The 22,315-nt window shown below is 49.8% G+C and carries 24 protein-coding genes; 23 read left to right on the top strand and 1 reads right to left on the bottom strand.

Annotated features, from left to right (window positions below; translation table 11 throughout):
* Positions 1-7: 7 nt before the first annotated feature.
* The 23 genes from BN162_RS07820 (at position 8) to BN162_RS07710 (ending at position 21,534) form a co-directional block, all read left to right on the top strand.
* The gene (locus BN162_RS07820; protein ID WP_020224524.1) at positions 8-1,162 is read left to right on the top strand and encodes an AfsR/SARP family transcriptional regulator; all 1,155 of its coding nucleotides are present in this window, start codon (positions 8-10) and stop codon (positions 1,160-1,162) included.
* A gap of 238 nt (positions 1,163-1,400) precedes the next feature.
* Positions 1,401-2,303: a transglutaminase family protein gene (locus BN162_RS07815; RefSeq protein ID WP_020224522.1), complete on the top strand. Its 903-nt coding sequence runs from the start codon at positions 1,401-1,403 to the stop codon at positions 2,301-2,303.
* 15 nt (positions 2,304-2,318) lie between these two features.
* Entirely contained in the window at positions 2,319-3,353 is a 1,035-nt protein-coding gene (locus BN162_RS07810; protein WP_020224521.1) for a type II secretion system F family protein, read from the top strand.
* A gap of 4 nt (positions 3,354-3,357) precedes the next feature.
* The gene (locus BN162_RS07805) at positions 3,358-3,666 is read left to right on the top strand and encodes a hypothetical protein (protein ID WP_020224520.1); all 309 of its coding nucleotides are present in this window, start codon (positions 3,358-3,360) and stop codon (positions 3,664-3,666) included.
* Positions 3,663-4,130: a DUF4860 domain-containing protein gene (locus tag BN162_RS07800; RefSeq protein WP_020224519.1), complete on the top strand. Its 468-nt coding sequence runs from the start codon at positions 3,663-3,665 to the stop codon at positions 4,128-4,130. The genes BN162_RS07805 and BN162_RS07800 overlap by 4 nt, the downstream gene beginning before the upstream one ends.
* The gene (locus BN162_RS07795) at positions 4,127-4,546 is read left to right on the top strand and encodes a hypothetical protein (RefSeq protein WP_020224518.1); all 420 of its coding nucleotides are present in this window, start codon (positions 4,127-4,129) and stop codon (positions 4,544-4,546) included. The genes BN162_RS07800 and BN162_RS07795 overlap by 4 nt, the downstream gene beginning before the upstream one ends.
* The gene (locus BN162_RS07790) at positions 4,539-4,745 is read left to right on the top strand and encodes a hypothetical protein (RefSeq protein WP_020224517.1); all 207 of its coding nucleotides are present in this window, start codon (positions 4,539-4,541) and stop codon (positions 4,743-4,745) included. The genes BN162_RS07795 and BN162_RS07790 overlap by 8 nt, the downstream gene beginning before the upstream one ends.
* Positions 4,745-5,818, top strand: a complete 1,074-nt coding sequence (locus tag BN162_RS07785) for a type IV pilus twitching motility protein PilT (protein WP_020224516.1) — start codon at positions 4,745-4,747, stop codon at positions 5,816-5,818. Before BN162_RS07790 ends, BN162_RS07785 begins: the two co-directional genes overlap by 1 nt.
* Positions 5,819-6,108: 290 nt before the next feature.
* On the top strand, positions 6,109-7,299 hold the full coding sequence (locus BN162_RS07780) for an ATP-grasp domain-containing protein (RefSeq protein ID WP_020224515.1): 1,191 nt from the start codon (positions 6,109-6,111) through the stop codon (positions 7,297-7,299).
* Between the two features lie 5 nt (positions 7,300-7,304).
* Entirely contained in the window at positions 7,305-8,060 is a 756-nt protein-coding gene (locus tag BN162_RS07775; RefSeq protein ID WP_020224514.1) for an esterase family protein, read from the top strand.
* A 139-nt stretch (positions 8,061-8,199) separates the two neighbouring features.
* Positions 8,200-8,976: an alpha/beta hydrolase gene (locus BN162_RS07770; RefSeq protein WP_020224513.1), complete on the top strand. Its 777-nt coding sequence runs from the start codon at positions 8,200-8,202 to the stop codon at positions 8,974-8,976.
* Positions 8,973-10,154 carry an ATP-grasp domain-containing protein gene (locus BN162_RS07765; RefSeq protein WP_020224512.1) on the top strand — a complete coding sequence of 394 codons (1,182 nt, stop codon included), beginning with the start codon at positions 8,973-8,975 and terminating at the stop codon, positions 10,152-10,154. Before BN162_RS07770 ends, BN162_RS07765 begins: the two co-directional genes overlap by 4 nt.
* 62 nt (positions 10,155-10,216) lie before the next feature.
* Complete coding sequence (locus tag BN162_RS07760; RefSeq protein ID WP_020224511.1) at positions 10,217-11,500, top strand: M20 metallopeptidase family protein; 1,284 nt, start codon at positions 10,217-10,219, stop codon at positions 11,498-11,500.
* Complete coding sequence (locus tag BN162_RS07755; RefSeq protein WP_020224510.1) at positions 11,500-12,387, top strand: RluA family pseudouridine synthase; 888 nt, start codon at positions 11,500-11,502, stop codon at positions 12,385-12,387. The genes BN162_RS07760 and BN162_RS07755 overlap by 1 nt, the downstream gene beginning before the upstream one ends.
* A gap of 327 nt (positions 12,388-12,714) precedes the next feature.
* Positions 12,715-13,506, top strand: coding sequence for a MerR family transcriptional regulator (locus BN162_RS07750; protein ID WP_020224509.1), 792 nt, complete (start codon positions 12,715-12,717; stop codon positions 13,504-13,506).
* 390 nt (positions 13,507-13,896) lie between these two features.
* Complete coding sequence (locus BN162_RS07745) at positions 13,897-15,177, top strand: ABC transporter substrate-binding protein (protein WP_020224507.1); 1,281 nt, start codon at positions 13,897-13,899, stop codon at positions 15,175-15,177.
* A 75-nt stretch (positions 15,178-15,252) separates the two neighbouring features.
* Positions 15,253-16,158, top strand: coding sequence for a carbohydrate ABC transporter permease (locus tag BN162_RS07740; protein ID WP_020224506.1), 906 nt, complete (start codon positions 15,253-15,255; stop codon positions 16,156-16,158).
* A gap of 10 nt (positions 16,159-16,168) precedes the next feature.
* Positions 16,169-16,990: a carbohydrate ABC transporter permease gene (locus tag BN162_RS07735; protein ID WP_020224505.1), complete on the top strand. Its 822-nt coding sequence runs from the start codon at positions 16,169-16,171 to the stop codon at positions 16,988-16,990.
* Entirely contained in the window at positions 16,990-17,457 is a 468-nt protein-coding gene (locus BN162_RS07730; RefSeq protein ID WP_020224504.1) for a hypothetical protein, read from the top strand. The genes BN162_RS07735 and BN162_RS07730 overlap by 1 nt, the downstream gene beginning before the upstream one ends.
* Positions 17,445-18,155: a PIG-L deacetylase family protein gene (locus BN162_RS07725; RefSeq protein ID WP_020224503.1), complete on the top strand. Its 711-nt coding sequence runs from the start codon at positions 17,445-17,447 to the stop codon at positions 18,153-18,155. The genes BN162_RS07730 and BN162_RS07725 overlap by 13 nt, the downstream gene beginning before the upstream one ends.
* A 2-nt stretch (positions 18,156-18,157) precedes the next feature.
* Entirely contained in the window at positions 18,158-19,210 is a 1,053-nt protein-coding gene (locus tag BN162_RS07720; protein WP_081587846.1) for an amidohydrolase family protein, read from the top strand.
* A 15-nt stretch (positions 19,211-19,225) separates the two neighbouring features.
* The gene (locus tag BN162_RS07715) at positions 19,226-20,608 is read left to right on the top strand and encodes a family 4 glycosyl hydrolase (RefSeq protein WP_020224501.1); all 1,383 of its coding nucleotides are present in this window, start codon (positions 19,226-19,228) and stop codon (positions 20,606-20,608) included.
* A complete protein-coding gene (locus tag BN162_RS07710; RefSeq protein WP_208854743.1) occupies positions 20,605-21,534 on the top strand; it encodes a carbohydrate kinase family protein in 930 nt (309 codons plus the stop codon). Before BN162_RS07715 ends, BN162_RS07710 begins: the two co-directional genes overlap by 4 nt.
* Before the next feature lie 23 nt (positions 21,535-21,557).
* Here the strand turns inward: BN162_RS07710 and BN162_RS07705 are convergent, their stop codons facing one another.
* Positions 21,558-22,313, bottom strand: coding sequence for a DeoR/GlpR family DNA-binding transcription regulator (locus BN162_RS07705; protein ID WP_020224499.1), 756 nt, complete (start codon positions 22,311-22,313; stop codon positions 21,558-21,560).
* Positions 22,314-22,315 lie beyond the last annotated feature (2 nt).

Here is a 22,315-nt window from a genome sequence, read left to right as displayed (position 1 = left end):
CCAGAGGATGGAGAAGATTAGCATTCAGATGCTCGGCGGATTTATTTTGAGAAGTCAGGATCAAACAATTGATCTGGTCGGCTATTTAGGAAAGCAGACGGCTTCTTTTCTTGCTTACCTTTGTTTGAATCATAATATACTGGTTACGAAAGAAAAGCTGATCGAGATGTTTTGGGAAGATTCAAAAAATCCGCTCAACGCGATGAAGTTTACAGTCCATCGCTTGCGTAAATGTTTGGAAGAACTGCCCGTTTCGGAAGCCGGCAGCTGGATTTTGACGCAGCGGGGAGGCTACAGTTTTAACTGTGCGAATCTGAGCTTGGACATCGATGCTCTGAATATTCCGCTGGATGTTTCATCCTTGAACGAAGAACAGACGGAAGCGCTGATGCAGCAATATCCCGGAGAGTTTCTTCCAGGTTTGGATCAAAGCTGGATCTATACGTATCGTGAACAATACTGGCAGCTGTATTTGCAGCGTGTACAGACAGCCGCTCAGACACTGGCCGATCAGCAGCGCACACAGCAGGCGGAAAATATACTGTTGAAAGCTCTTCAGCAGGATCAGTATCAAGATCAGCTGAATTATCTGTATTTGAAAATTCTGCTGGATCAGAAGAAATATGCACGGGCGATTCAGCATTATGAGAAAATATCCGGTTCGTTTTACAAGGAGTTTGGAATGGAATTTCAAGGTCAAAGCCAGTCGCTGGTCTACTTTGTAAAAGCCAATAATGAGGAGAAAGAGCTGACGCCCGTGGATTACTTAGCGGAGTTGGAGAGTGCTTCGGAGCCAGCTGCTTTTTATTGCGAACGTCCGGTCTTCGCCAAGCTGGTACAGAATAAACGGTTGGAGGCATGCCGGAATCAGGAACCCGCCGTACTGGTGATCGTCAGTTTGAAAGTCACGGATGCGAAATTATCCACGCAGGACAGCGGAGATCAGTTAAACCGCATTATTCGTTCCGGACTGCGGGCTAACGACGTTTATACCCGTTTCAGCAAGACGCAGTTCGGTATTCTGATGAATGTGCGGCAAAAGGAAGATACGGCGTTGGTCATGGATCGTTTGGCACGGCGCTTTTATAAAAAAATCCCATCTTCACGCTGCCGGCTGAATTATGAATATGAGCAGCTGAAAGAGAAAAGCCGGCAAGGCTGAAAAATCAAAATTATTCCGGAATTTCTTTCGATTCTAACGGTTTTCTAACTTCCTTCTGGCATAATAAAAAACGCTGAAGATGAGCGGCAATCCGGCACGAAAAAACCGCCTGACAACTTTTCAACAGGTCTTGAATGCGGTGTTTGCAAGGTTCGGTCCGACCGCGATCTGCGGCTTGGGAATCAGTCGGATTGTGCTATAATAAAACAGGAAAAGAAGGAAAGGAGGAGGGCTGATCTTGAAAATACGCAGATGGCTGGCTTTGGCATTGCTGCTAACGGCCTGCAGCTCCTCTGGAAAACCGGCTGCGGCGCAGGAATACCCGACGCCCACCGAACAGACACCTTCCCCCACGCCCTCAGAAATTCGGCTTCCGGAAGCCTCCGGGAATGTTATCCTGGGGGACAGCCTGATTCAGATTGACGCCAGTCATACCGATCAAGGCTACATTATGGTGAAAACGTTAAGCACCGATCATCGCCGCCTGAAATTGAAGATCATGAAGGACGGCGAGGAATATCCGTACGATATTGATCGGGATGGGGAATATATCACTTATCCTCTGACTCAGGGCAGCGGGCAGTATGAGCTTCGCGGTTATGAGAATATTGAAGGAACACGCTATGCGGTTCTGTTTAAACAGACTTTGGATGTGCAGCTGGCGGAAGAAACGCTGCCGTATCTCTATCCCAATCAGATTGTGAACTATACGCCGCAGTCAGCCAGCGTGCTCAAGTCATTTGATCTGACGCAGACCTGCAGGACAGAATTGGAGCGGGTGCTGACGATTTATAACTATGTGGTCGGTCATGTCAGCTATGATTGGGATAAGGTTGAAAAAGTCAAAGATCAGTACGTGCTGCCGATTGTCGATGAGACCCTGGCGGAAGGCAAAGGGATCTGCTTTGATTATGCGGCCTTGATGAGTGCGATGCTGCGGGTTCAGCAGATACCGACGCGGCTGATCACCGGCTATGTAGACGAAGGTTATCATGCCTGGGTAGAAGTCTATGTCCGCGGTGCGGGCTGGATCAACCCGGAAATCTATTTTGAAAAGGAAACATGGACGCGGATGGATCCGACTTATGCCTCAACCCAGATGAAATACAAGGGCGAATATCATGATAAATATCGTTATTAAAGGGGGCAGGAAACGATGAAAAAAATCTCCGGAAATGAATGTGCATTGTTGTGTCAGCAGCTGGCTATGATGATCAGCTCAGGCTTATCCTGCGAAGAAGGCCTGGCGGTCATTGCCAACGACCAGCCGGATACGGAAATGCATGATGCACTGTTGAAAATGAAGAATGAAGTAGAGCTGGGAGAAACGCTGGCGGAGAGTCTGGCAAAAACGGAAGCGTTTGATTCCTATATGATCCGGATGGTTCAGATCGGTGAACAGACCGGCTATCTGGATCAGGTGCTGGAAGCGCTGTCCCAGTATTATCAGCGCATGGAAAAGATTCGGATCAATCTGAAAAACGCGCTGACCTACCCACTGATCCTGTTAATCATGGTGTTAGTGGTCGTCGGTGTGATTTTGTTCAAGGTGCTGCCGGTCTTTGATGAAGTGCTGCGCAATCTTGGCGTATCGCTGCCGATATCGGCACAAATGCTGATGCAGGCGGGGACTGCGCTGATTTTGGCGGCGGCCGCGGTGGCAGTGCTGGCTCTTTTGGGTGCCGCCTGGATCGGCTGGCGGCATATCCGCAATCCCCAACAATCGCTTACTGCGCTGCTAGCGGGTGTGCCTTTGATCCGCGGGGTGTGCCGGGAACTGGCGTTGGCGCAGGCGGCGTTTGCCCTGTCGCTGTTTACCCGCAGCGGTGTAGAAATCAGTGAAGCGCTGCAGGGGGTCGAAAGTTTGATCGAACATCCGGCAGTCAAAAAGCAGATTCAGCAATGCGCTCAGAAAGTCGCGGCCGGGGAAAACCTGGATCGGGCTTTGTTGGACTGCGGATTATTCAAAGAAGCCTATGCGCGGATGATTGGCATTGGACTGCGGGCAGGCCGGGGGGATGAGATGATCGCCCAGGTCGCACAGCGCTATGATGAAGATACGGAAACTGCCGTGAATCAATTTCTCAATACGATTGAACCGCTGATGATCGTCCTGCTGTCGGTGATTGTCGGCGCGATCCTGCTGTCGGTCATGCTGCCGTTGATGAACATCATGTCCAGTATCGGGTAAGCCGATGAAACGATTTGGAAAAATCATGATGGCCGCCGCGGTTTTTGCGGTTATCCTGAGGGGACTTGGCGATGCGCTGAGCCAGACTTCAGGTCAGATCCGCAATGAGGAAGCCCAGCTGATTGAGCAGCGGATCGAGCAGGCGGCTGTGCTGTGCTACGCCTTAGAAGGCAGCTATCCGGAGGAAATCAGTTATCTGGAACAAAACTACGGTGTGGTGATTGACAGCGAAAAATACAATGTTTTCTACCAATCGCTCGGCTCCAATATGAAGCCGGAGGTTCAGGTGTACCGGAAGGGGGCGGTTCGATGAAGCGTCCGCTGACTGAAATGGTGTTCATGCTGTTATTGATGCTGCTGTTTGTCGGCTGCTCCTTTGTAACGATTGAACGCTGTGCCAGCTTTTATCAGTCGATGCTGCGTGAGCAGCAGGCAGATGATCAGGTGCAGCTGCCCTATCTTGTTCTGTTCAACCGTCTGCAGAACGTGCCGGCGGATCAAGTGACGGTGCGGGAATGGGCCGGGACTGAATGCCTGGTGATTCAGGAAGAAATCGAAGGCCGAACTTATGAAACTCTGTTTTATTATCAAAACGGCGCGCTGATGGAGCTGTTGACCGGGACAGAGCATGAACTCGACTTAACTGCCGGAGAAATCCTAGTTTCCAGTCAGCCGCTGAGCTTTGAGCTTGAGTCTGACCGGCTGCAGGTGCGCTGGCAGAACGATCAGGGACCCTCCGCCACTTTAAGCCTGATCCTGAAGGGGGGAGCCGAATGAAAATACGTCAGCGTTCCAGTTCGTTTTATTTCTTAGGTGAACTGTTGTTTGTGATCCTCTGCTTCGCCTTAGGCTCTGTGCTGTGCGTGCGTTTGTTTGCGCTGGCCGATCAGAAGCATCAGCTGGCCTTAGATCAGAATCAGGCGCTGCGGCTGGCTCAGCCGCTGGCGGAACAGCTGCGCTATGCTTCCAATACGCCATTGGATCAGCTGTTTCCCGAACTTTGCACAGAGAAGTTTTGTATGTGGCAGAGTGATGAAACCGGAATGCCGCAGGAAAAGGGTGTCTATCAGATTGAAATCCTTCGGCAGGTCCACAATGAGAGTGTTGAAACATCCCTGCGCGTGATTCGGGTTCACGATGCACGGTTATTATTGGAACTGAACCCAATTAAGGAGGCAGAAGCGCATGAATGAGAATCATGACACTCAGACGGCAGTGAATATCGGCACCGGCATCGCTCCGTTATTGATGTTGTTTTGTCTTTTGTGCATGACGACGTTTGCCGTTCTGTCCTATGTCCAGGCGAGTGCGCAGCTGAAAATGAGCGATAAAGCCATCACCCGGATGCAGGTCAGTTATACCCAGATTGAACAGAGAGGGGAGAATCGCTGATGGAGTGTTCAACGATGCTGAAAACGGCGGTTGAGCGTCAGGCTTCAGATATTTTTATTGTTGCCGGAACGCCGCTGACGGTCAAAATCAACGGGGAGATGATCCGGCTGGATGATCAGCGGCTGACACCGGAAATGACGGAAACGATGATCCAGGAAATCTTCAAGCTGAGTCAGAATCGGACGATGCACCGGCTGCAGCAGACTGGGGAAGATGATTTTTCATTTTCACTTACGCAGATGGGGCGTTTCCGTGTCAATGTCTATCGCCAGCGTGGATCTCTGGCCGCGGTGCTGCGGGTCGTTCGCTTTGTCCTTCCGGATGCGAAGGAGCTCAACATCGATGAACAAATTCTTTCCTTTGCCCATCTGAAAAAGGGTCTGGTTTTGATCACCGGTGCGGCTGGAAGCGGGAAGTCCACAACTTTGGCCTGTCTGATCGACGCGATCAACCGCAGCCGCAGCGGGCATATCATTACGATCGAAGATCCGATTGAAGTGCTGCATCGGCATCAGCAAAGCATTGTCAGCCAGCGGGAGATCGGCCAGGATACGCCGGACTATATCCACGCTCTGACCGCGGCGCTGCGCGAAGCGCCGGATGTGATTTTGGTCGGTGAGATGCGCGATTTGGAAACGATGCAGACGGTTCTGTCAGCAGCGGAGACTGGGCATTTGGTGTTTTCTTCGCTGCATACAACCGGAGCTGCGAATACGATCAACCGCATCATTGATGTTTTCCCCGCTGAAAAGCAGCAGCAGATTCGCGTGCAGCTGTCGATGGTGCTGCAGGCGATCGTTTCCCAACAGTTGGTACCGGCAGTCGGCGGCGGCTTGATCCCAGCCTTTGAAATTATGAAGGTGAACAATGCCGTGCAGACGCAGATCCGGGAAAATAAGATTCATCAGATCGACAACACGATCCAGGCCAACGCCCGCGACGGCATGGTCACAATGGACGTCAGTTTATTGAGTCTGCTGAAAGCCGGACGGATTACCAAGGAAACCGCACTGCTGGCCTGCTCAGATCCGGATTTAATGCGCAAACGTCTGGCTGCCACAAATCTGATCTGAAAAACGCAGGGCAAACAGCTGGACTACCTTGCTGCGGGAATCAATACCATGACCGGAGTGAGGCCATAAATGATTCAAAGAACAAAAGGATATCTGAGTGAGAAAAGCGGATATCCTTTTCTTATTGATTTCGGGATGGTTGGGCGATATCCCCTTGTCTGAACGATCTATGTCTTTATTTTCATTTCTTTCAGAAATATTTCAGAATTTGTCTGTTTTTAGCCGGCATTCAATTTAAAAACTAGTTCAATTCTGCTACAATAAAACTAAGATAAAGGTGGGGAATAGCCATGAATTTTATTTTTATTTCGCCGAACTTTCCGAAAACCTATTGGAATTTTTGCCGCTGTTTAAAACAGAACGGAGTGCGTGTGCTGGGCATCGGAGATGCTCCGTATGAGCTGCTGGAGGACAACCTCAAACAGAGCCTGCAGGAATACTACAAGGTTTCAAGTCTGGAAAATTATGATGAGGTTTATAAGGCCTGTGCTTTTTTTGCGTTTCGTTATGGCAGGATTGACTGGATTGAATCCAACAATGAATACTGGCTGATGCAGGATGCGCAGCTGCGCACCGATTTCAATGTGACCAGCGGTGTGCGCAACGAAGCCATTTCTTTTATTAAATACAAGAGCCAGATGAAAGCCTTGTATGAAAAAGCTGGGATCAGAACTGCGCGCTGGCATCTGGTTTCTGATCGGGAGGCGGGTCTGGCATTTGTCGAACAAACTGGTTATCCGGTGGTTGTCAAGCCGGACAACGGTGTCGGCGCCAATGCGACCTACAAGCTGGAAAATGAGGATCAGTTGCATGAATTTTATGATCATCTGCCGCAGGTACAGTACATTATGGAGGAATATGTACCAGGTTCCATCGAATCGTATGACGGCATTGCGGACCGGCAGCGTCAGCCGATTTTTGAAACTTCGCATGTGTTCCCGCGGCCAATTATGGAGATCGTGAATCACGAAGAAGATATTTATTATTATTCCGTGCGTGAAATTCCGGAAGATCTGAAAGAAGCGGGTCAGCGGGTGATCGCGGCCTTTCCTACGCAGAGCCGGTTTTTCCATTGCGAATTCTTCCGGCTGACGGAAGATAAGGAAGGACTGGGGCGATGTGGTGATTTAATCGGCCTGGAAGTCAACATGCGTCCGCCGGGAGGGTATACGCCGGACATGATGAACTATGCCAATGACATCGACGTTTATAAAATCTGGGCGAATATGGTCGCGTATGATCATGGTTATTTCGACCCTTCGCATCGGCCGTATTTCTGTGTTTATACCGGCCGGCGTCATCGCTTAGCCTATCAGCATACACTCGCAGAAGTCCATCAGCGGTATGAAAAAGCCATTGTCATGGCTGAAATGATGCCGGAAGTTCTGGCTCCGGCAATGGGCAACGATATGATTACCGCCCGCTTTGCGGATTATGAGGCCATGATGGAATTCGTAGATTTTACAATGAGCAAGGAGTAAGAACAATGCATACAGCCTATTATAACGAATACAGCTATCATCTTGACCGGATGATGGAATTTAAGGTTTACGGTCATGCCGGACGGCCTTGTTTAGTATTTCCGGCACAGAGCGGCCGCTTCTATGATTTTGAAAACTTCGGCATGGTGGGGGCGGTGCAGGAATTGTTGGAGCAGGGACGGCTGCAGCTGTTTGCCTGCGACAGCATCGACTGGGAAACCTGGGCGGCTTTTGACCGCGAATGCCGCGGCCGGATTGAGCGGCATGAAGCCTATGCCCGCTACATTACAGAAGAATTAGCCCCGCGGATTTTTGAAATTAATCAATGGTCCAACGACGGTCAGCGTGCCGGCGGTATTTTAACGGCTGGCTGCAGTCTGGGCGCGCTACATGCCGTGAATTTCATGTTCCGCTGGCCGGATTTGTTCAACGGCACTGTCGGACTGAGCGGAATTTATTCCAGCAAGTGGTATTTCGGCAGCTACATGGACGATCTGGTTTACAACAATTCAACGATCGATTATCTGGATCAGATGCCTGCCGATCATCCGTATGTGGAGAAATACCGCAGCTGCGATATCGTTCTGTGCTGTGGTCAGGGTGATTGGGAACAGGAAGCTCAGCAGGATACGCACCGGATGCAGGAGCTGTTAGGCTACAAAAATATCCCGGCCTGGATCGATTACTGGGGTTCTGACGTGGCTCATGACTGGCCATGGTGGCGGAAACAATTCCCGTATTTTATGAACCGTCTTTGTTAAGGGTGAAATGCTGACCGTCGGGGATTCCCGGCGGTTTCTGATTCTTAGCCGAGGGTTTTCAGACTTGCGTTCAAGCTGAAAATTCACTACAATGAGATCGTCAGCCGGACGCTTCCGGCTAGAAAAGAGGATCAAAACCATGCTGATAAAACAGGAGACATGGATTACGCCGTTGGAAGAAGCACGGACACTCCATTTGTATATACCCGACATGCTCACAGAAGGACAGAAAGTACCGGTGCTGTATATGTTTGACGGCCACAATCTGTTTTTGGATGAGGAAGCGACCTATGGAAAAAGCTGGGGCTTAAAAGATTATCTCGATCAGACCGGACTGCCGTTAGTGGTTGTGGGAATCGAATGCAATCACCAGGGCAACCGTCGTTTATGGGAGTTTTCCCCCTATGATTTTTCCGATCCTGCCTGGGGTGAAGTGAAAGGACAGGGAGAACTGCTTCTGGATTGGATGAGCGGTGAGCTGAAGGCCTGGGTGGATGAAAATCTGCCCGTGCTGACCGATCGTGAACATACCTTTATCGGCGGCAGCTCAATGGGCGGCTTGATGGCACTGTATGCCGGCGGCCGCTACAGTGCGGTGTACAGCCGGGCGGCTTGTCTGTCACCGTATCTGGGATTAGTGATGGAGCCGCTGTGCAGGGATCTGGATGAGGCCTGGATTGAGGAAAACACACAGTTCTATATCAGCTGGGGTGGGATGGAAACCGGCTCCCAGGAAGATCTGGCGCAGGTGACGGCCGATAACTGCACCGTGCAGCAGATCCTGGAAGCGAAAGCCTCAGTTTATCTGCATTGTTATCCGGAAGGCACGCATTGCGAAGCGTGCTGGGAAGAAGAAACACCGGTTTGGATGGAAGAATTAGGCATCCTTGAACGGTGTTGGGAGGACGCTGAATGATCAATTTTGTTTTAATTTCACCACATTTTCCATCGAATTACTGGCTGTTTGCCCGGGCTTTGAAAAACCGCGGCGTGCGTGTGCTGGGGATTGTCGATACGCCCCAATCATCGCTGCCTTCTTCCCTGCGCAAGGTTCTGGATGATGTTTACTGTGTCTATTCGATGACCGATCGGGATCAGATGATCCGCGCCTGCGGTTATTTTACATGGAAGTACGGCAAGCTTGATTGGATTGAATCCAACAATGAATACTGGCTGAATCTGGACGCGGAGCTGCGTGAATTGTTTCATGTCACAACCGGCATGTTCCCTGCCCAGCTGAATGTTTGTCAGCACAAGTCGCTGATGAAAGCAAAGTATGCCGAGGCGGGTGTTCCGACAGCACGCTGGCTGATCAGCGAGGATCCGGAAGCGATCCGCCAGTTCGCCCAGCAGGTGCATTATTCGATGGTAGCTAAGCCTGACCGTGGGGTGGGAGCCAGCGATACGATGCGCATTCACAACGCGGAAGAACTGGAAACAATGCTGAAAACGATGCATTCCGGGATGATTGTGGAGGAATTCGTGCAGGGAACTGTCTGTACCTTTGACGGGATTATCAACAATCAGGGCAAGGTCGTGTTTGCCACCAGTCATGTCTATCTAGGGTCCGTCATGGATTCAGTCAATGAGAAGCAGCCGATCGGCTGTTATTCACTGAAAAATGTACAGGAGGATCTGCGCAGCGCCGGGGAGCGGACTTTGCAGGCCTTTGGTGTACGCGACCGCTTTTTCCACTTGGAATTTTTCCGCCTCGACTGCGATCAGGAAGGGCTTGGCCATAAGGGCGATATCATCGGCTTAGAGGTCAACATGCGTCCACCAGGAGGGTTTCTGCCGGATATGATCGACTATGCCAATGACATTGATATCTATCAGATCTGGGCTGACACGCTGATTGACCATGAACCGTGCTACAACCCAGAACGGCCGTATTCCAGCGTGTTTGTCGGCCGGCGCAAAGAGCAGCACTATCAACATTCGACGGACTGGATTGTCGAACACTATCATGAAGCGATTGTGCAACGAATTGCGATGGATCCGGCGCTGGCTGAGGCCATGGGCGACGAGGTACTGATCGCCCGCTTCCCAACCGAGCAGCAGGTTTTTGATTTCTATGCCGACTGCATTCGCTAACGACAAAGCGGAATAAACAAAACAACAAAGCAAAAAACAGGAATGAGATAAAGGAGAAAACAATGGCAATCCAATGGAACGAAGAGGCTTTGGCACTCAGTGATCTTTGTATTGATCTGCGCCGAAAGCTGCACCGGCATCCGGAATTAAGCTCGAAAGAGGAAGCTACGGTCGCGCTGATTGATCAGTTTTTGAAAGATCAGGGAATCCGCACCCAAGTTGTTGAGCATGGCGGGGTACTGGGCTGGATTGAAGGCGGAAAACCTGGCCGAACGGTCTTGTTAAGAGCGGATATTGACGCCTTGCCGATTGAAGAAGAAGCGGTCAACGGCGGCGGTTTGCCGAAACCCTGCATCAGCGAGGTCAAAGGTGTGCAGCATGCCTGCGGTCATGACGGACATACAGCGATGCTTCTGACGGCGGCGAAGCTGCTTCAAGCCCATCGGGAAGACTTAGAAGGAACGGTGTTTCTGTGTTTTGAACGGGGTGAAGAAGCGACGATGAATATTTATCACATCATGAAGGCACTGGAAAAAGCCGGAATTCATCCGGACAGTGTATTCGGTCTGCATGTTTCCCCGCATACGCCAGCCGGGACGCTGCAAATTCAGGCAGGTCCGTTAATGGCGGGCATGTTCTCCTTTCATGTCCGGCTGCAGGGACGCGGCGGACATGGCTCACGTCCGGACTTGTGCATCAATCCGATCGACTGTTATGCGGCGATCGGTCAGGCGCTGGCCGCGCTGCGGATGCGGACGGTCAGTCCGTTTGAGCCGCTGACGATTTCGACCGGACTGGTTCAGTCCGGAACCAAATCCAATATACTCCCCGATACCTGTCTGTTTAAGGGAACGGTGCGGTTTTATAATCGTGAGGTCGGTTTGGCTTTCCAGGCCAAGCTGCGGCATGTCGTTGAACATATTGCCGAGGCGTACGACTGCACCGCGCATTTTGAGAAACTGAACGCCCCAGGCTTTCCGTTAAACAACGATGCGGCTTATGCGAAAACGGCGGCCGAGGTCTGCCGTGAGCTGTTGGGGGAAGCGACAGTGATGGAAGCTGAGCCGTGGATGGGAACGGATAGCTTTCCTTTGTATTTGCAGCGGATGCCGGGCGTGTATGCCTTTTTGGGAATGCGCAATGAAGCCCGCGGCATTACGGCCGACGTGCATACTTCCCGCCATGATCTGGACGAAAGCGTGCTGTGGAAGGGCGCGGCAGCGCATGCGGCTTGTGCCGAAGCGTTTTTAAAACAACCGCGGCCGCAGGACTGGAAACCCAATCCGCTGGATCTGGATACGCTGTTTGAACAGGCTGGCTATTTGTTTCCGGAAGGTCGGGATTGATGGATTTTCAAATTGACAGTCCCTGGCTGAATCTGATTATTCCGAGGCAGGCCGAGGGACAAACCATTGCGGACTTTTTAATGGCGTGGCCGTGTTCCAAAGCTTATCGGTATAAGCTGGAAACCGAGCAGAGAATCCAGCTTAACGATCAGCCTGTCCGGCAAAACGTAAAATTAAAAACGGCGGATCGGCTTGCGCTGAAGGTATTTCAGCAGGAGGAGCCGGATTTTGTCCCGTGGGATCAGCCGCTTACGGTCTTGTATGAGGATGAGCTGGTTCTGTCTGTGTCCAAGCCTTCCGGCATGATTGTGCATCCGGATGATAAACAGAAGAGCGGAACCCTGGCGAATCAGGTGGCAGCGTATTATCACCGCACAGGCCAGCACTGCACGGTGCGTCCGATTCATCGTCTGGATGAAGGAACCAGCGGCATCGTCCTGTTCAGTAAATGTCCGTTTTTTCAGCCTCGTCTGGATCAGGCGCTGGCGCAGAAGCAAATTTACCGCACCTATCTGGCAGTGGTCAGCGGGGTGATGAAGCCGAAGGCGAAACTGACGATTGATCAACCGATTGGCCGGGATCGCCACCAGTCTAAGGCATATCGCATCTCGTCCACAGGAAAGCCAGCCTGTACGCATATTGAGGTTCTGCAATGCCGTCAAAAGCAGCATCAGACGCTTGTCCGCTGTGAACTGGAAACGGGCAGAACGCATCAAATCCGTGTGCATCTGGCTTCGATTCAGCATCCGATCATCAATGATCCGCTGTATAATCCCCGTCCTGTTCAAGGCAGGATGAAGCTGCATGCCTGGAAATGCGTCTGGACGGATCCGCTGAGTGGCTGCCGCAGAGAAGTCGTGGATGAACTGCCCCAGGCGTTCTGGTGAGGACAGGATCAGACTTTTATCCAACGTGTCACAGAGGCTTAGAATCAAGGAAAACAGCGTACTCTGCCTGAGCTTATGCTGTTTTTTTGATCATGAGCTGAAATTATTAAAGGAAAGAATCAATTCAATTTTTGATCAAATTCAGGATGAAATTTAGAATGAAATAATAAAGGAATGATATATTTTTTTCAGTTTATAACAGAATCATCTGTAAATTGAAGAAAACTATGTTTAAATAAAAGAAAGAGATTCGGATGAAAACGGAAATTTCATTAGTTTTAAGATGAAAACCAAGCTAGTAAAACAGAAGGAACACAGGTGAAGGACATGAAGGTGAATGAGTTTGCCAGACAGCTGGGTATTGTCAGCAGTAAAGTTCGTTACTATGATCGTATGGGCTTGATTCAGGGAGAACGTCAGGACAACAATTACCGTAATTTTACCGCACAGGATGCGCTGAAAATCTATCATGCGCAGATGCTGCGCAGTTTTGATATGAGCATCCAGGAATCACTAAATGCTGAAAATGAGGAACTGGAAGAAATTGATCGTTGGGTGGGGACTCATGAACTTGAACTGGAAAAGCAAATTCACCAACAGGAAATTAAGCTGCAGCGATTAAAAGAAATGCAGGAGTATTTTAAAATGGTCACCCAATACCGCAACGGTTTTTCCCTTTATTATCGGGATAACAGCTATAATGTCTGGAATTTTGGCGCTTCAGCTAAGATGACGCCGGCGCTTTTGGAAGCCATTGAGTTATTGGCAGAAAACATGCCGTTTTCCTACGTATCCATTAAAATCGGTATTGAAAGTCTGATCCAAGATCGAAAACCCTTGGATGTGTGTATCGGATTGGGAATTCTGGAGCGCAATAAAAATAAGCTGGGACTGGATCTGCCCGCGGAAATGGCAGTTTTACCAGGAGGGGAAACAGTGCAGTATATGCTGGAAGCTGCGGACCCTTTTCAGCTTACACGCCAGGATCTTCTGCCTTTAATTACCGAATGTGAGCGGCGCGGGAAACCGATCCAAGAGGATATTGTCGGGCGGATTTATATCAGCTATATGCGGGCTGGCCGTTTTGTTCATGGCATTGGTGTTTCCGGTGTTTTATAAATCTTGATGAAATAAAAAAGTTATAAACAGGGATGCTATAAAGTTCTTGAGAATAAAAGTTTTTTTGACTAACTTGAATGCGAATTTCAAAAAAGCACTGAGGAGCGTAAAAAAAGTTTTTGGAAATCGGCAAAAATCAAAATGATCAGATTCAAAATTCAGTAAATACAGAAAAAGGCGAGAAAACCGTGGATATTGAACGGTTTTTTTTGTTGATCATGAGATGCGGGAAATAAGAAAAGATAAAAGAAATAGTCAAGAAAGTATCAAAAGAGTATCAAAAAATACAAAAATAATTCTTACACAATACCAAGAAAAGAACACATAAAATTTGACACTTTCAAATGTAATCGCTTACACTGACGCCAACGGAAAGGAAGAAACATTATTATGAAAAAATTACTCAGCATTCTTCTCTGCAGCTTTATGGTCTTATCCATGTCCGCTTGTTCTAATGGAGGCAATGGCGGACAAAGTACAACCTCCGGTCCGGTACAGATCAGCCTTACCTTGTGGGATGAGGTTCAGGCACCAGTTATCCAAAAGAATATCGACAAATTCAATGAACTGCATGACGGTGAAATCGTCGCGACCATTGAACAGGTTCCGTGGAGCAACTACTGGCAGAAGCTGGATGCTTCGCTGGAATCCGGAGAATCCGCAGACGTTATGTGGATGAACACGTATTTGCCGAAGTATGTCGAAGGCGGCGTCTTAAAGCCTTTGGATGAATTCATTCAGGCAGAAAGTTATGATTTGACGCAGTATGTCGATGCCCGTGTTCAGGCGTTCAATTATGAAGGCACACAATACTGTCTGCCGAAGGGGCTGGATGCCGTCTATGTCGCGCTGAATACCGAAATCTTTACGAAGTACAACGTCGAGCTGCCGAAAGAAGGCTGGACTTGGGATGATATGCGGACAATTGCCGGTCAGCTGCGCGATGCGATTGAAGCGGCAGGCGGCACGGAATATCCGATCGTCATGGAACTGGATGCTCAGCCTTCCTTCGTCAATTTCTTTGAACAAAACGGTGCGGTTTATCTGTCTGAAGACGGAAAGAAGACCGGCGTCGCAGAACCGGCAGGAATCGACACAATCCAACAGATGGTTGATCTGATGGATCAGAAAATGATGGCTCCGTATACCGTTTTATCCGAAACTAAAGGGACAGACCTGTTTGTTTCCGGTCAGGGCGCGATCGTCTTTATCGGTTCATGGAAAGCCTCCGTTTTGGATACGTCAAGCTTAGGTCAGAATGGTGCGATTCAGTTAATTCCGATGCCTTCCATGGCAGTCAATAACAAGTCGGTTCTGGGCGGTTTAGGCTATGCGATTGCATCCCAGACCAAGCATCCGGAAGAAGCTTGGGAATTGATCAAATACTTGACTGGGGCAGAAGCAATGAGCGTGGAAGCACAGAATGGTATCGACTTCCCGGCTAACTTTGAAGCTCAGAAAGAATATGTCAAGAGCTTTAAGAATATCGACGCGCAGGTGATTGCCGACGTGACCAAGACCGGATTCCCATATCCGACCAACGGCAACTTTGAATGGAACACCTTCGTCAACGATGCGATTGCGATGGCCCTTTCAGGTCAGCAGCCGGTCGAACAGGCGCTGAAGGATGGAGCAGCCAAGGCGCAGGCGGTGCTTGATCAGCTGAATTAATTTATTATGCGAGATCCGGAGTTAGGCAAAGCTGATTTTGCCTAACTCTGATTCATTGGAATCAGGAGGAGTCCCATGAGTACAAACAAACTGAAATTTTCCAGACGAAAAGTCAAGGAAGCCGGCGCGGCGTATCTGTTTATTGCACCGATGGTGATCGGCTTACTGATCTTTTACTTCTTTGCTTTCATTCAAAATATTTATTTCAGCTTCAATAAAGTTGGTGCCTTCGGACCGCCGACCTTTGTCGGCTGGAGCAACTACATCCGGCTGTTCAACGATCCTTTGTTTTGGACGGCCTTAAAAAACACGCTGTTTTACACAGTGCTGGGCGTCCCGTTAGTCGTAGGCTTCTCGGTCGTCATCGCCTGGCTGCTCAACCAGAAAATCAAGGGTCAAACCTTGTACCGCACCGCGATCTTTCTTCCGGCGATTACGATGCCGGCAGCGATCGGCCTGCTTTGGCGCTGGCTGATGAATTACCAGTACGGCCTGCTGAACTACATCATTGTCAAGCTCGGCGGACAGCCGATTGCCTGGCTGAGCGATCCCAATACTGTAAAATGGGCCATTCTGATCGTTCTGGTCTGGTCGATGGTCAGCTATCAGGTCATCATCATGCTGGCGGGACTGCAGGGAATTTCTAAGATTTATTATGAGGCGGCGGAAATCGACGGCGCAAACAAAATGCAGATTTTCTTCAAGGTCACTTTGCCGTTATTAAGCCCGACGATTTTCTTCGTTACGATCATGTCAATGATCAATATCCTGCAGATCTTTGATTTCATCTTCCTAATGATTCAGCGAAATACCGTAGCTTATCAATATTCGATGAGCCTGGTCAGCTACTTCTATGAAATTGCATTTACCCAGAATATCCGTGGTTATGCTTCGGCAATCTCGGTCGTTCTGTTTCTGATTATTCTGGCGATCACCGCCGTCCAGTTTGTAGCCCAGAAATACTGGGTTAATTACGATTAAGGAGGTCCTTATGAAAGAGAATAAAGTCAAATTTCTGTTTCATGCAGCGCTGGTGATCTTTGCGCTGATCATGCTGATCCCCTTTGTCTGGATGTTTCTGACCTCAATCAAGACCTATGAGGAAGCGATTCGGATTCCTTTGCAGATGTTTCCAAAGGAAATTCAATGGGTCAATTATGAGATCGTATACAACAAATTTCCATTTTTGACATTGTACTGGAATACCATTGTCGTCACCCTCGTTACAATTGCCGGACAGCTGTTCATCGTTTCTCTGGCAGCCTATGCCTTTGCACGGCTGGAATTCCCGTTGAAGAACATTCTATTTATCGGCATGCTGGGACTGATGATGGTGCCGGGTCAGATCTTCTTGATCCCGCAGTTTCGGCTGATGGTGCAGCTGAAGCTGACTAATACCTTAACGGCTTTAGTGCTGCCGTCCTTGTTCAGCGTGTTCGGCGTCTTCCTGCTGCGTCAGGCATTTCAGACCATCCCGAAGGATCTGGATGAGGCGGCGCGGATGGACGGCTGTTCGTATTTTCGGATCTACTGGCAGATCATGCTGCCGCTAGTCACGCCGAACTTAGTGGCGCTGGGCATCATGACGATGCTGAGCACCTGGAAAAATCTGATGTGGCCGATCATCGTCAACCGTTCGATTGAAAAAATGACGCTGTCTGCCGGTCTGGCGATGCTGATCGGCGAGCATACGACTTACTATGAACAGGTCATGGCCGGTGCGGTCATTTCCGTTTTGCCGATGATCATCATCTTTATGATTTTCCAGAAACAATTTGTTGAAGGCATTGCCAAGACCGGGGTGAAGGGCTGATGAAAAAGAAAGTTTATCAGGTTACCTTGATTCTGGGGATGTTCTCTCTGCTGATCAGCGCGGGTCTGATCACCTTGATCTTAAAGAATAATGCTTATCTTTTGATCGATCCGGCGCAGGATCTGTATCAGCTGGAAGTCCTGGATTCGCAGAAAGGAATACTGCAGCTGTGTGCTTCGCTGCCTTCTCTGCTTTTTGTTATCAACACAGCTCTTGTGGTTATGCTCTATCCGCTACGAACGCTTCGGACTTCACCCAGCGCCCGTTACAGCTATCTTTGGATCGGCTTCTCGATGATCTATCAATGCCTGAGCTTTGCGGAAGCGCGCTGGGGTTGGGGAATTGAAGCCGTGACGATCTTGTTTATGAGCGCCACCTGGCTGATGAAAGCTACAGCCTGCCGCGCTGTATTCCGCGAATTGAAAACAGAAAAGCGCGCTCAGAAAGGAGCCTTATGCGTCAATTAAAAGTCGTGGCGATGATGCCGCATCCGGATGATATGGAAATACTGGTTGCCGGCACCCTGCTGAAATACAAAGCCCAGGGGCATGAGGTGCATGTGGTGATTGCCATGGATGGCCGGCGGGGGCTGGGACATCTTCCTGATTCCGTCAGTGCTGAGGAAATCGTTTCCATTCGTCATGCCGAAGCCCGGCGTTCCTGCGCTATGCTGGGCGTTGAACCCATTTTTCTGGATCTGGAGGATCATCGGTTGATCGAGGATCGGGATTGTTATGAAAAGGTCATCACGGTGATGGAACAGCTGACCCCCGACGTCATCTTTACCTGTGCCCCCAACGATTACCACAATGATCACCGCTGTCTGTCGCGCTTAGTTCTCAACAGCGCCTGGGCGCCGGTGTTCTTCGCCGATACAGCCTGCGGGGTCGATTTCAATCCGGATTATTATGTGGATATTACTGAATTCATGGAAACCAAGCTTGCAATGGCTCGTCAGCATCAGTCGCAGTTCAGCGAAGACCCGAAGGAAATGATCGAAATCGTCAACCGTTTCCGCGCGCTGCAGTGCCGGCGCCAGGAAATCCGCTACGCCGAAGGCTTTCGGCTTTACAAACGTTTTGAATGGGTTAAAGCCTATGAGCTTTTGCCCCACGACGACTATGAGCTGCCGGAAAAAATCGTTCCGACAACGGAAAGGAATTAATCATGCTGCAATTTAGAAGACCGATCAGCGACTGTCACATCCACCTATTTGATCCTGAGAAGATTCAGGAATGCTTCGACATGGTTGAAACCTGCGGATATGATCACTGGACATTCTTAGGCTGTACCTTAATCGGCAGCCGCGCGCTGACGCAGAATCTGATGGGCGCGCTGCTGAAACTGAAAGGCCAGGGACGCGCCTTGGCTTATGCCTCATTTCATTATGACGGCATGCAGCTGCCGGATGGGGAAAATCTGCGGGCGCAGATCGAGATGTTTGACAAAATGGGCTATGACGGAATCAAGATGCTCGATGGCAAGCCGGGAATCCGCAAGCGCTTAAACCGTCGGCTGGATGATCCGGCCTATGATCTGATGTTCGACTATGCCGCTAAACGTCAGTTCCCGATTCTGTATCATATCAACGATCCGATGGAATTCTGGCATGCCGATCTGCTTCCGCAGTGGGCTGTGGGCAAGGGGAATTTCTACGGCGACGGGACATTTCCGAAAAAGCTGGAAATTGATCAGGAAACCTTCGGGTTTTTGCGCAAGCATCCCAATTTGAAGCTGTGCATTCCGCATTTCTTCTTCATTTCCGATCAGCACGGATTGTGCTGTGAAATGCTTGACCGCTACCCAAATTTGTATTTCGATATCACGCCGGGCTGGGAAATGTTTGAGAACTTTGCCAAGGATGTGGAATTATGGCGGGATTTCTTCCGCGATTATTCCCATAAAATTCTCTATGGTACGGATACCTTCTCCGATCATTGGCAGCAGACAGTGGATTGCCTGCAGCGGGTGTTGGAAACCAAGGAAGAATTTACGGCGTTTGAGGAACATTGCCGGGGTCTGGATCTGCCGGATGCGGTGCTGGATGATATCTATCATAACAATTACTACAAGTTCAACAGCTTGGGCAAACCGCTTGATGTCCGCGCGGTGCTGACCTATGCCGACACTCTGTATGCCAAGGCCAAAGGGCTGCCGGAAGAAGCGTTGATCACTGCCGATATCGACTTCTTTAAGGAAGAAATTGCCCGTTATCTGTAAGAAAGGGGAACTCTTATGAAACTGTGCGTATTGGGAGGCGGCGGCGTCCGATCCTGTTTTCTGGCCAAGAGTATTGCCTGCAATGCCGGTTTGGCGAATCTGACGGAAGTCGTGCTGATGGATGTCGATCAAGCCAAGCTGGATCGGTATGGCAAACTGGCCCGGCAGATCGCGATCCGCATCGCCCCCGCGCTGCAGGTCACACTGACCCGCAGCGTAGAGGAAGCCGTAACCGACGCGGATTTCGTAATCACGACAATTCGTTCCGGAGGCGATCACAGCCGCGTTCGGGATGAGGAAATCGTCAGTCAGACTGGTTTATTAGCGCAGGAAACGACCGGCGCCTGCGGTTTTGCGATGGCGATGCGCTCCATTCCGGTGCTGTTGGACTACTGCGAAAAAATCAAGCAGCTGGCTCATCCCGGCTGTCTGATCTTCAACTTTACCAATCCCAGCGGGATTGTCACCCAGGCGCTGAATTCCTGCGGTTATCCGGTTTATGGGATCTGCGATGCCCCAAGCGAATTTGTCAAGCAGCTGGCAGCGATGCTCAATGTGGCGGAAAACCGCTTTTCCTGTGAATGCTTCGGCTTGAATCATCTCTCGTGGTTTACCCATTTTCAGGTCGACGGCAAGGACGTTACCGAGCCGATCTTTACCGATCCTAACCTGTTTGTCAAAACCGAGATGCGGCTGTTTGAGCCGCAGGTTCTGAAAATGACCGATGGCTGTCTGCCTAATGAATATCTGTATTTTTACTATTACACCCGCAAGGTCATTCAATCCAGCCGACAGGCCGGGGAATCACGGGCGCAGCTGATTGAACGCGTCAACACGATGATGAACAAGGCGCTGGAAAACGTCGATCCCGATCAGGAATTTGAAAAAGCGTTCCGGATTTTCTTTGAGCATTATAACATTCGGGAAAATCACTATATGATGAATGAATCCGGCAAGGCCCGCGTGCGGCATTACGAAGTGCCTAGCGTGGAGGAATTTTTATCCACCCCGGATGAAGGCGGCTATGCTGGGGTAGCGCTGCGTTTTGTCAAGGCGCTTTTCCAGGATGAACCGGTTGAAATGATTCTTTCCGTTCCCAACCGCGGTGCGATTGCGGGACTGCGGGATGAGGACGTCGTGGAAATTTCCTGCCGGATCGATCATGACGGCGCTCATCCGATCCCTCAGCAGCACATTCCTCAGCCGATCATGAATCTGATTCAGACGATGAAGGAATACGAACGCACCGCTGTCCGCGCGATTTTAAATCGTGACCGGGATCTGGCTGTGAAAGCCTTGCTGATCCACCCGCTGGTCGCCAATCTTGATCTGGCGGAAAAACTGGTCGATGCTTTCCTAAAGGAAAGTCAAAAGGACGGGATGCCGCCATGGAAATGAGTAAAATCGTGGCCGTGATCGGTCAGATGAACGTCGATCTCATCTATAAAGATATCAACCGTTTTCCCAACGAAGGGGAAGAAGTGTTCGCAACCGATTTTAAGATCGAGCTGGGCGGGGGACCGATGGTCATTCCGATCATGCTGAACCGGCTGGGAATTCCGGTCAAACTGGGAACGTATTTCGGCGATGATTTTCAATCCCGAATTGCCAGCGATCTGCTGAACGACATCCGCTTTCATTATGTGGAAACACTTCAGACAAGGAAAAAACATCCGGTAGTCGTGACCTGCGTGATCACGACGGAAGCTGAGCGCAGCTTTGTCTGTTACAACGAAGGCGCGGATGAGCTGGACTGCGGTCCGGAAACGATTTATGAATTTTATAAGTCCAGTTCCATCTGCTTCTGTCCGCAGGATTTATCAGTCGCGCGCAAGCTGAAGGAAGAAGGCAAAATTCTTGTGTTCGACGTCGGCTGGACGGATGATCTGTCCTTTCAGAAGATCGGCGAGCATCTCAAGGTCTGCGATTACTTCACACCCAACGAAAAAGAAGCGGAAAAGCTGACCGGCACGCACGATCCGCTGGCGATGTTGGATCGGCTGGAAGCGTATACAAAAACCCCGATCGTCAAACTCGGACGGCGGGGCTGCATCGCTAAGCTGAATTCCAAGTATATCCACGTGCCGGGCTTAACGTTTAAGACGATTGATCCCACCGGCGCCGGCGATAACTTTCTGACCGGTTTGATCTATGGTTTATACCATGAACTGCCGTTAGTGGACTGCATCCGCTATGGCAATATCATGGGCGGACTGTGCACGGAAGTGCTGGGCTGCTTCCGCTGGGATCTGAATTTACAGATGATCGAAGACTATTGGAAGCAATGCCCAAGGGCCAGAGAAGTCACCCATTTTGAACTTTAACCCAAGGCGATCTGCCTAATTGATTAATAAAAAAGCTGGATATTGCTGCGCTTGAAGTAATTCAGGTAATTGTCCGGCGGACATTCATCCGTGATCACGCCTTCAATTTTTTCCAGTGAAGCGAAGTTATTGAAGGCGGTCACGTTGAATTTGGTATGATCGCAGAGCACGTAATTTTTGATTGAGTTGGCGATGACCTTGGTTTTGACCGCCGCTTCGTAAAAGTTCATGTTGGTTAAACCCCGGGGCAGAGATAAGCCGACGGTGGCGATGAAGGATTTGTTGAACAGATACCGCATCGTATCGGTATCGACGTAATAGGAACGGCTTTCATGATGATAGGCGCCGCCCAAGGCCAGACAATGGATTGACGGGTATTTGCTTACAGCATTGAGGACGTCGAGGCTGTGCGTGACGACGGTAATGTTCTCTTTGTCGGCAAGAAAATCAACGATGTAATGGGCCGTGGATCCGGAATCGATGAAGATGATATCGTTGTTTTCCACCAGCGATCCGGCTAATTCACCAATCTTAATTTTTTCTTCAATGTTGATCGTCGAATGAGCTGCCGGCTGGCTGAGATCCAGCTGAACGGAATTGCCGCGCTTGAACAGCACGCCGCCGTATACCTTGGTGATGATGCCGCGGGCCTGGAGTTCTTTGAGATCCCGCCGCAGCGTCTGCAGGGAAATATTGAATTTTTCCAAAAGATCTTCAATCGACGCATATTGTTTCTGCGACAAATACAGTTCAATTTCATTTAAACGGTTATATTTCATAG

Origin of the sequence: Holdemania massiliensis AP2 (genome assembly GCF_000327285.1) — a bacterium.
Lineage (GTDB): Bacteria > Bacillota_I > Bacilli_A > Erysipelotrichales > Erysipelotrichaceae > Holdemania > Holdemania massiliensis.
Note: the sequence above shows the minus strand (reverse complement) of the source record. Positions and strands in the feature narration are given on the sequence as shown.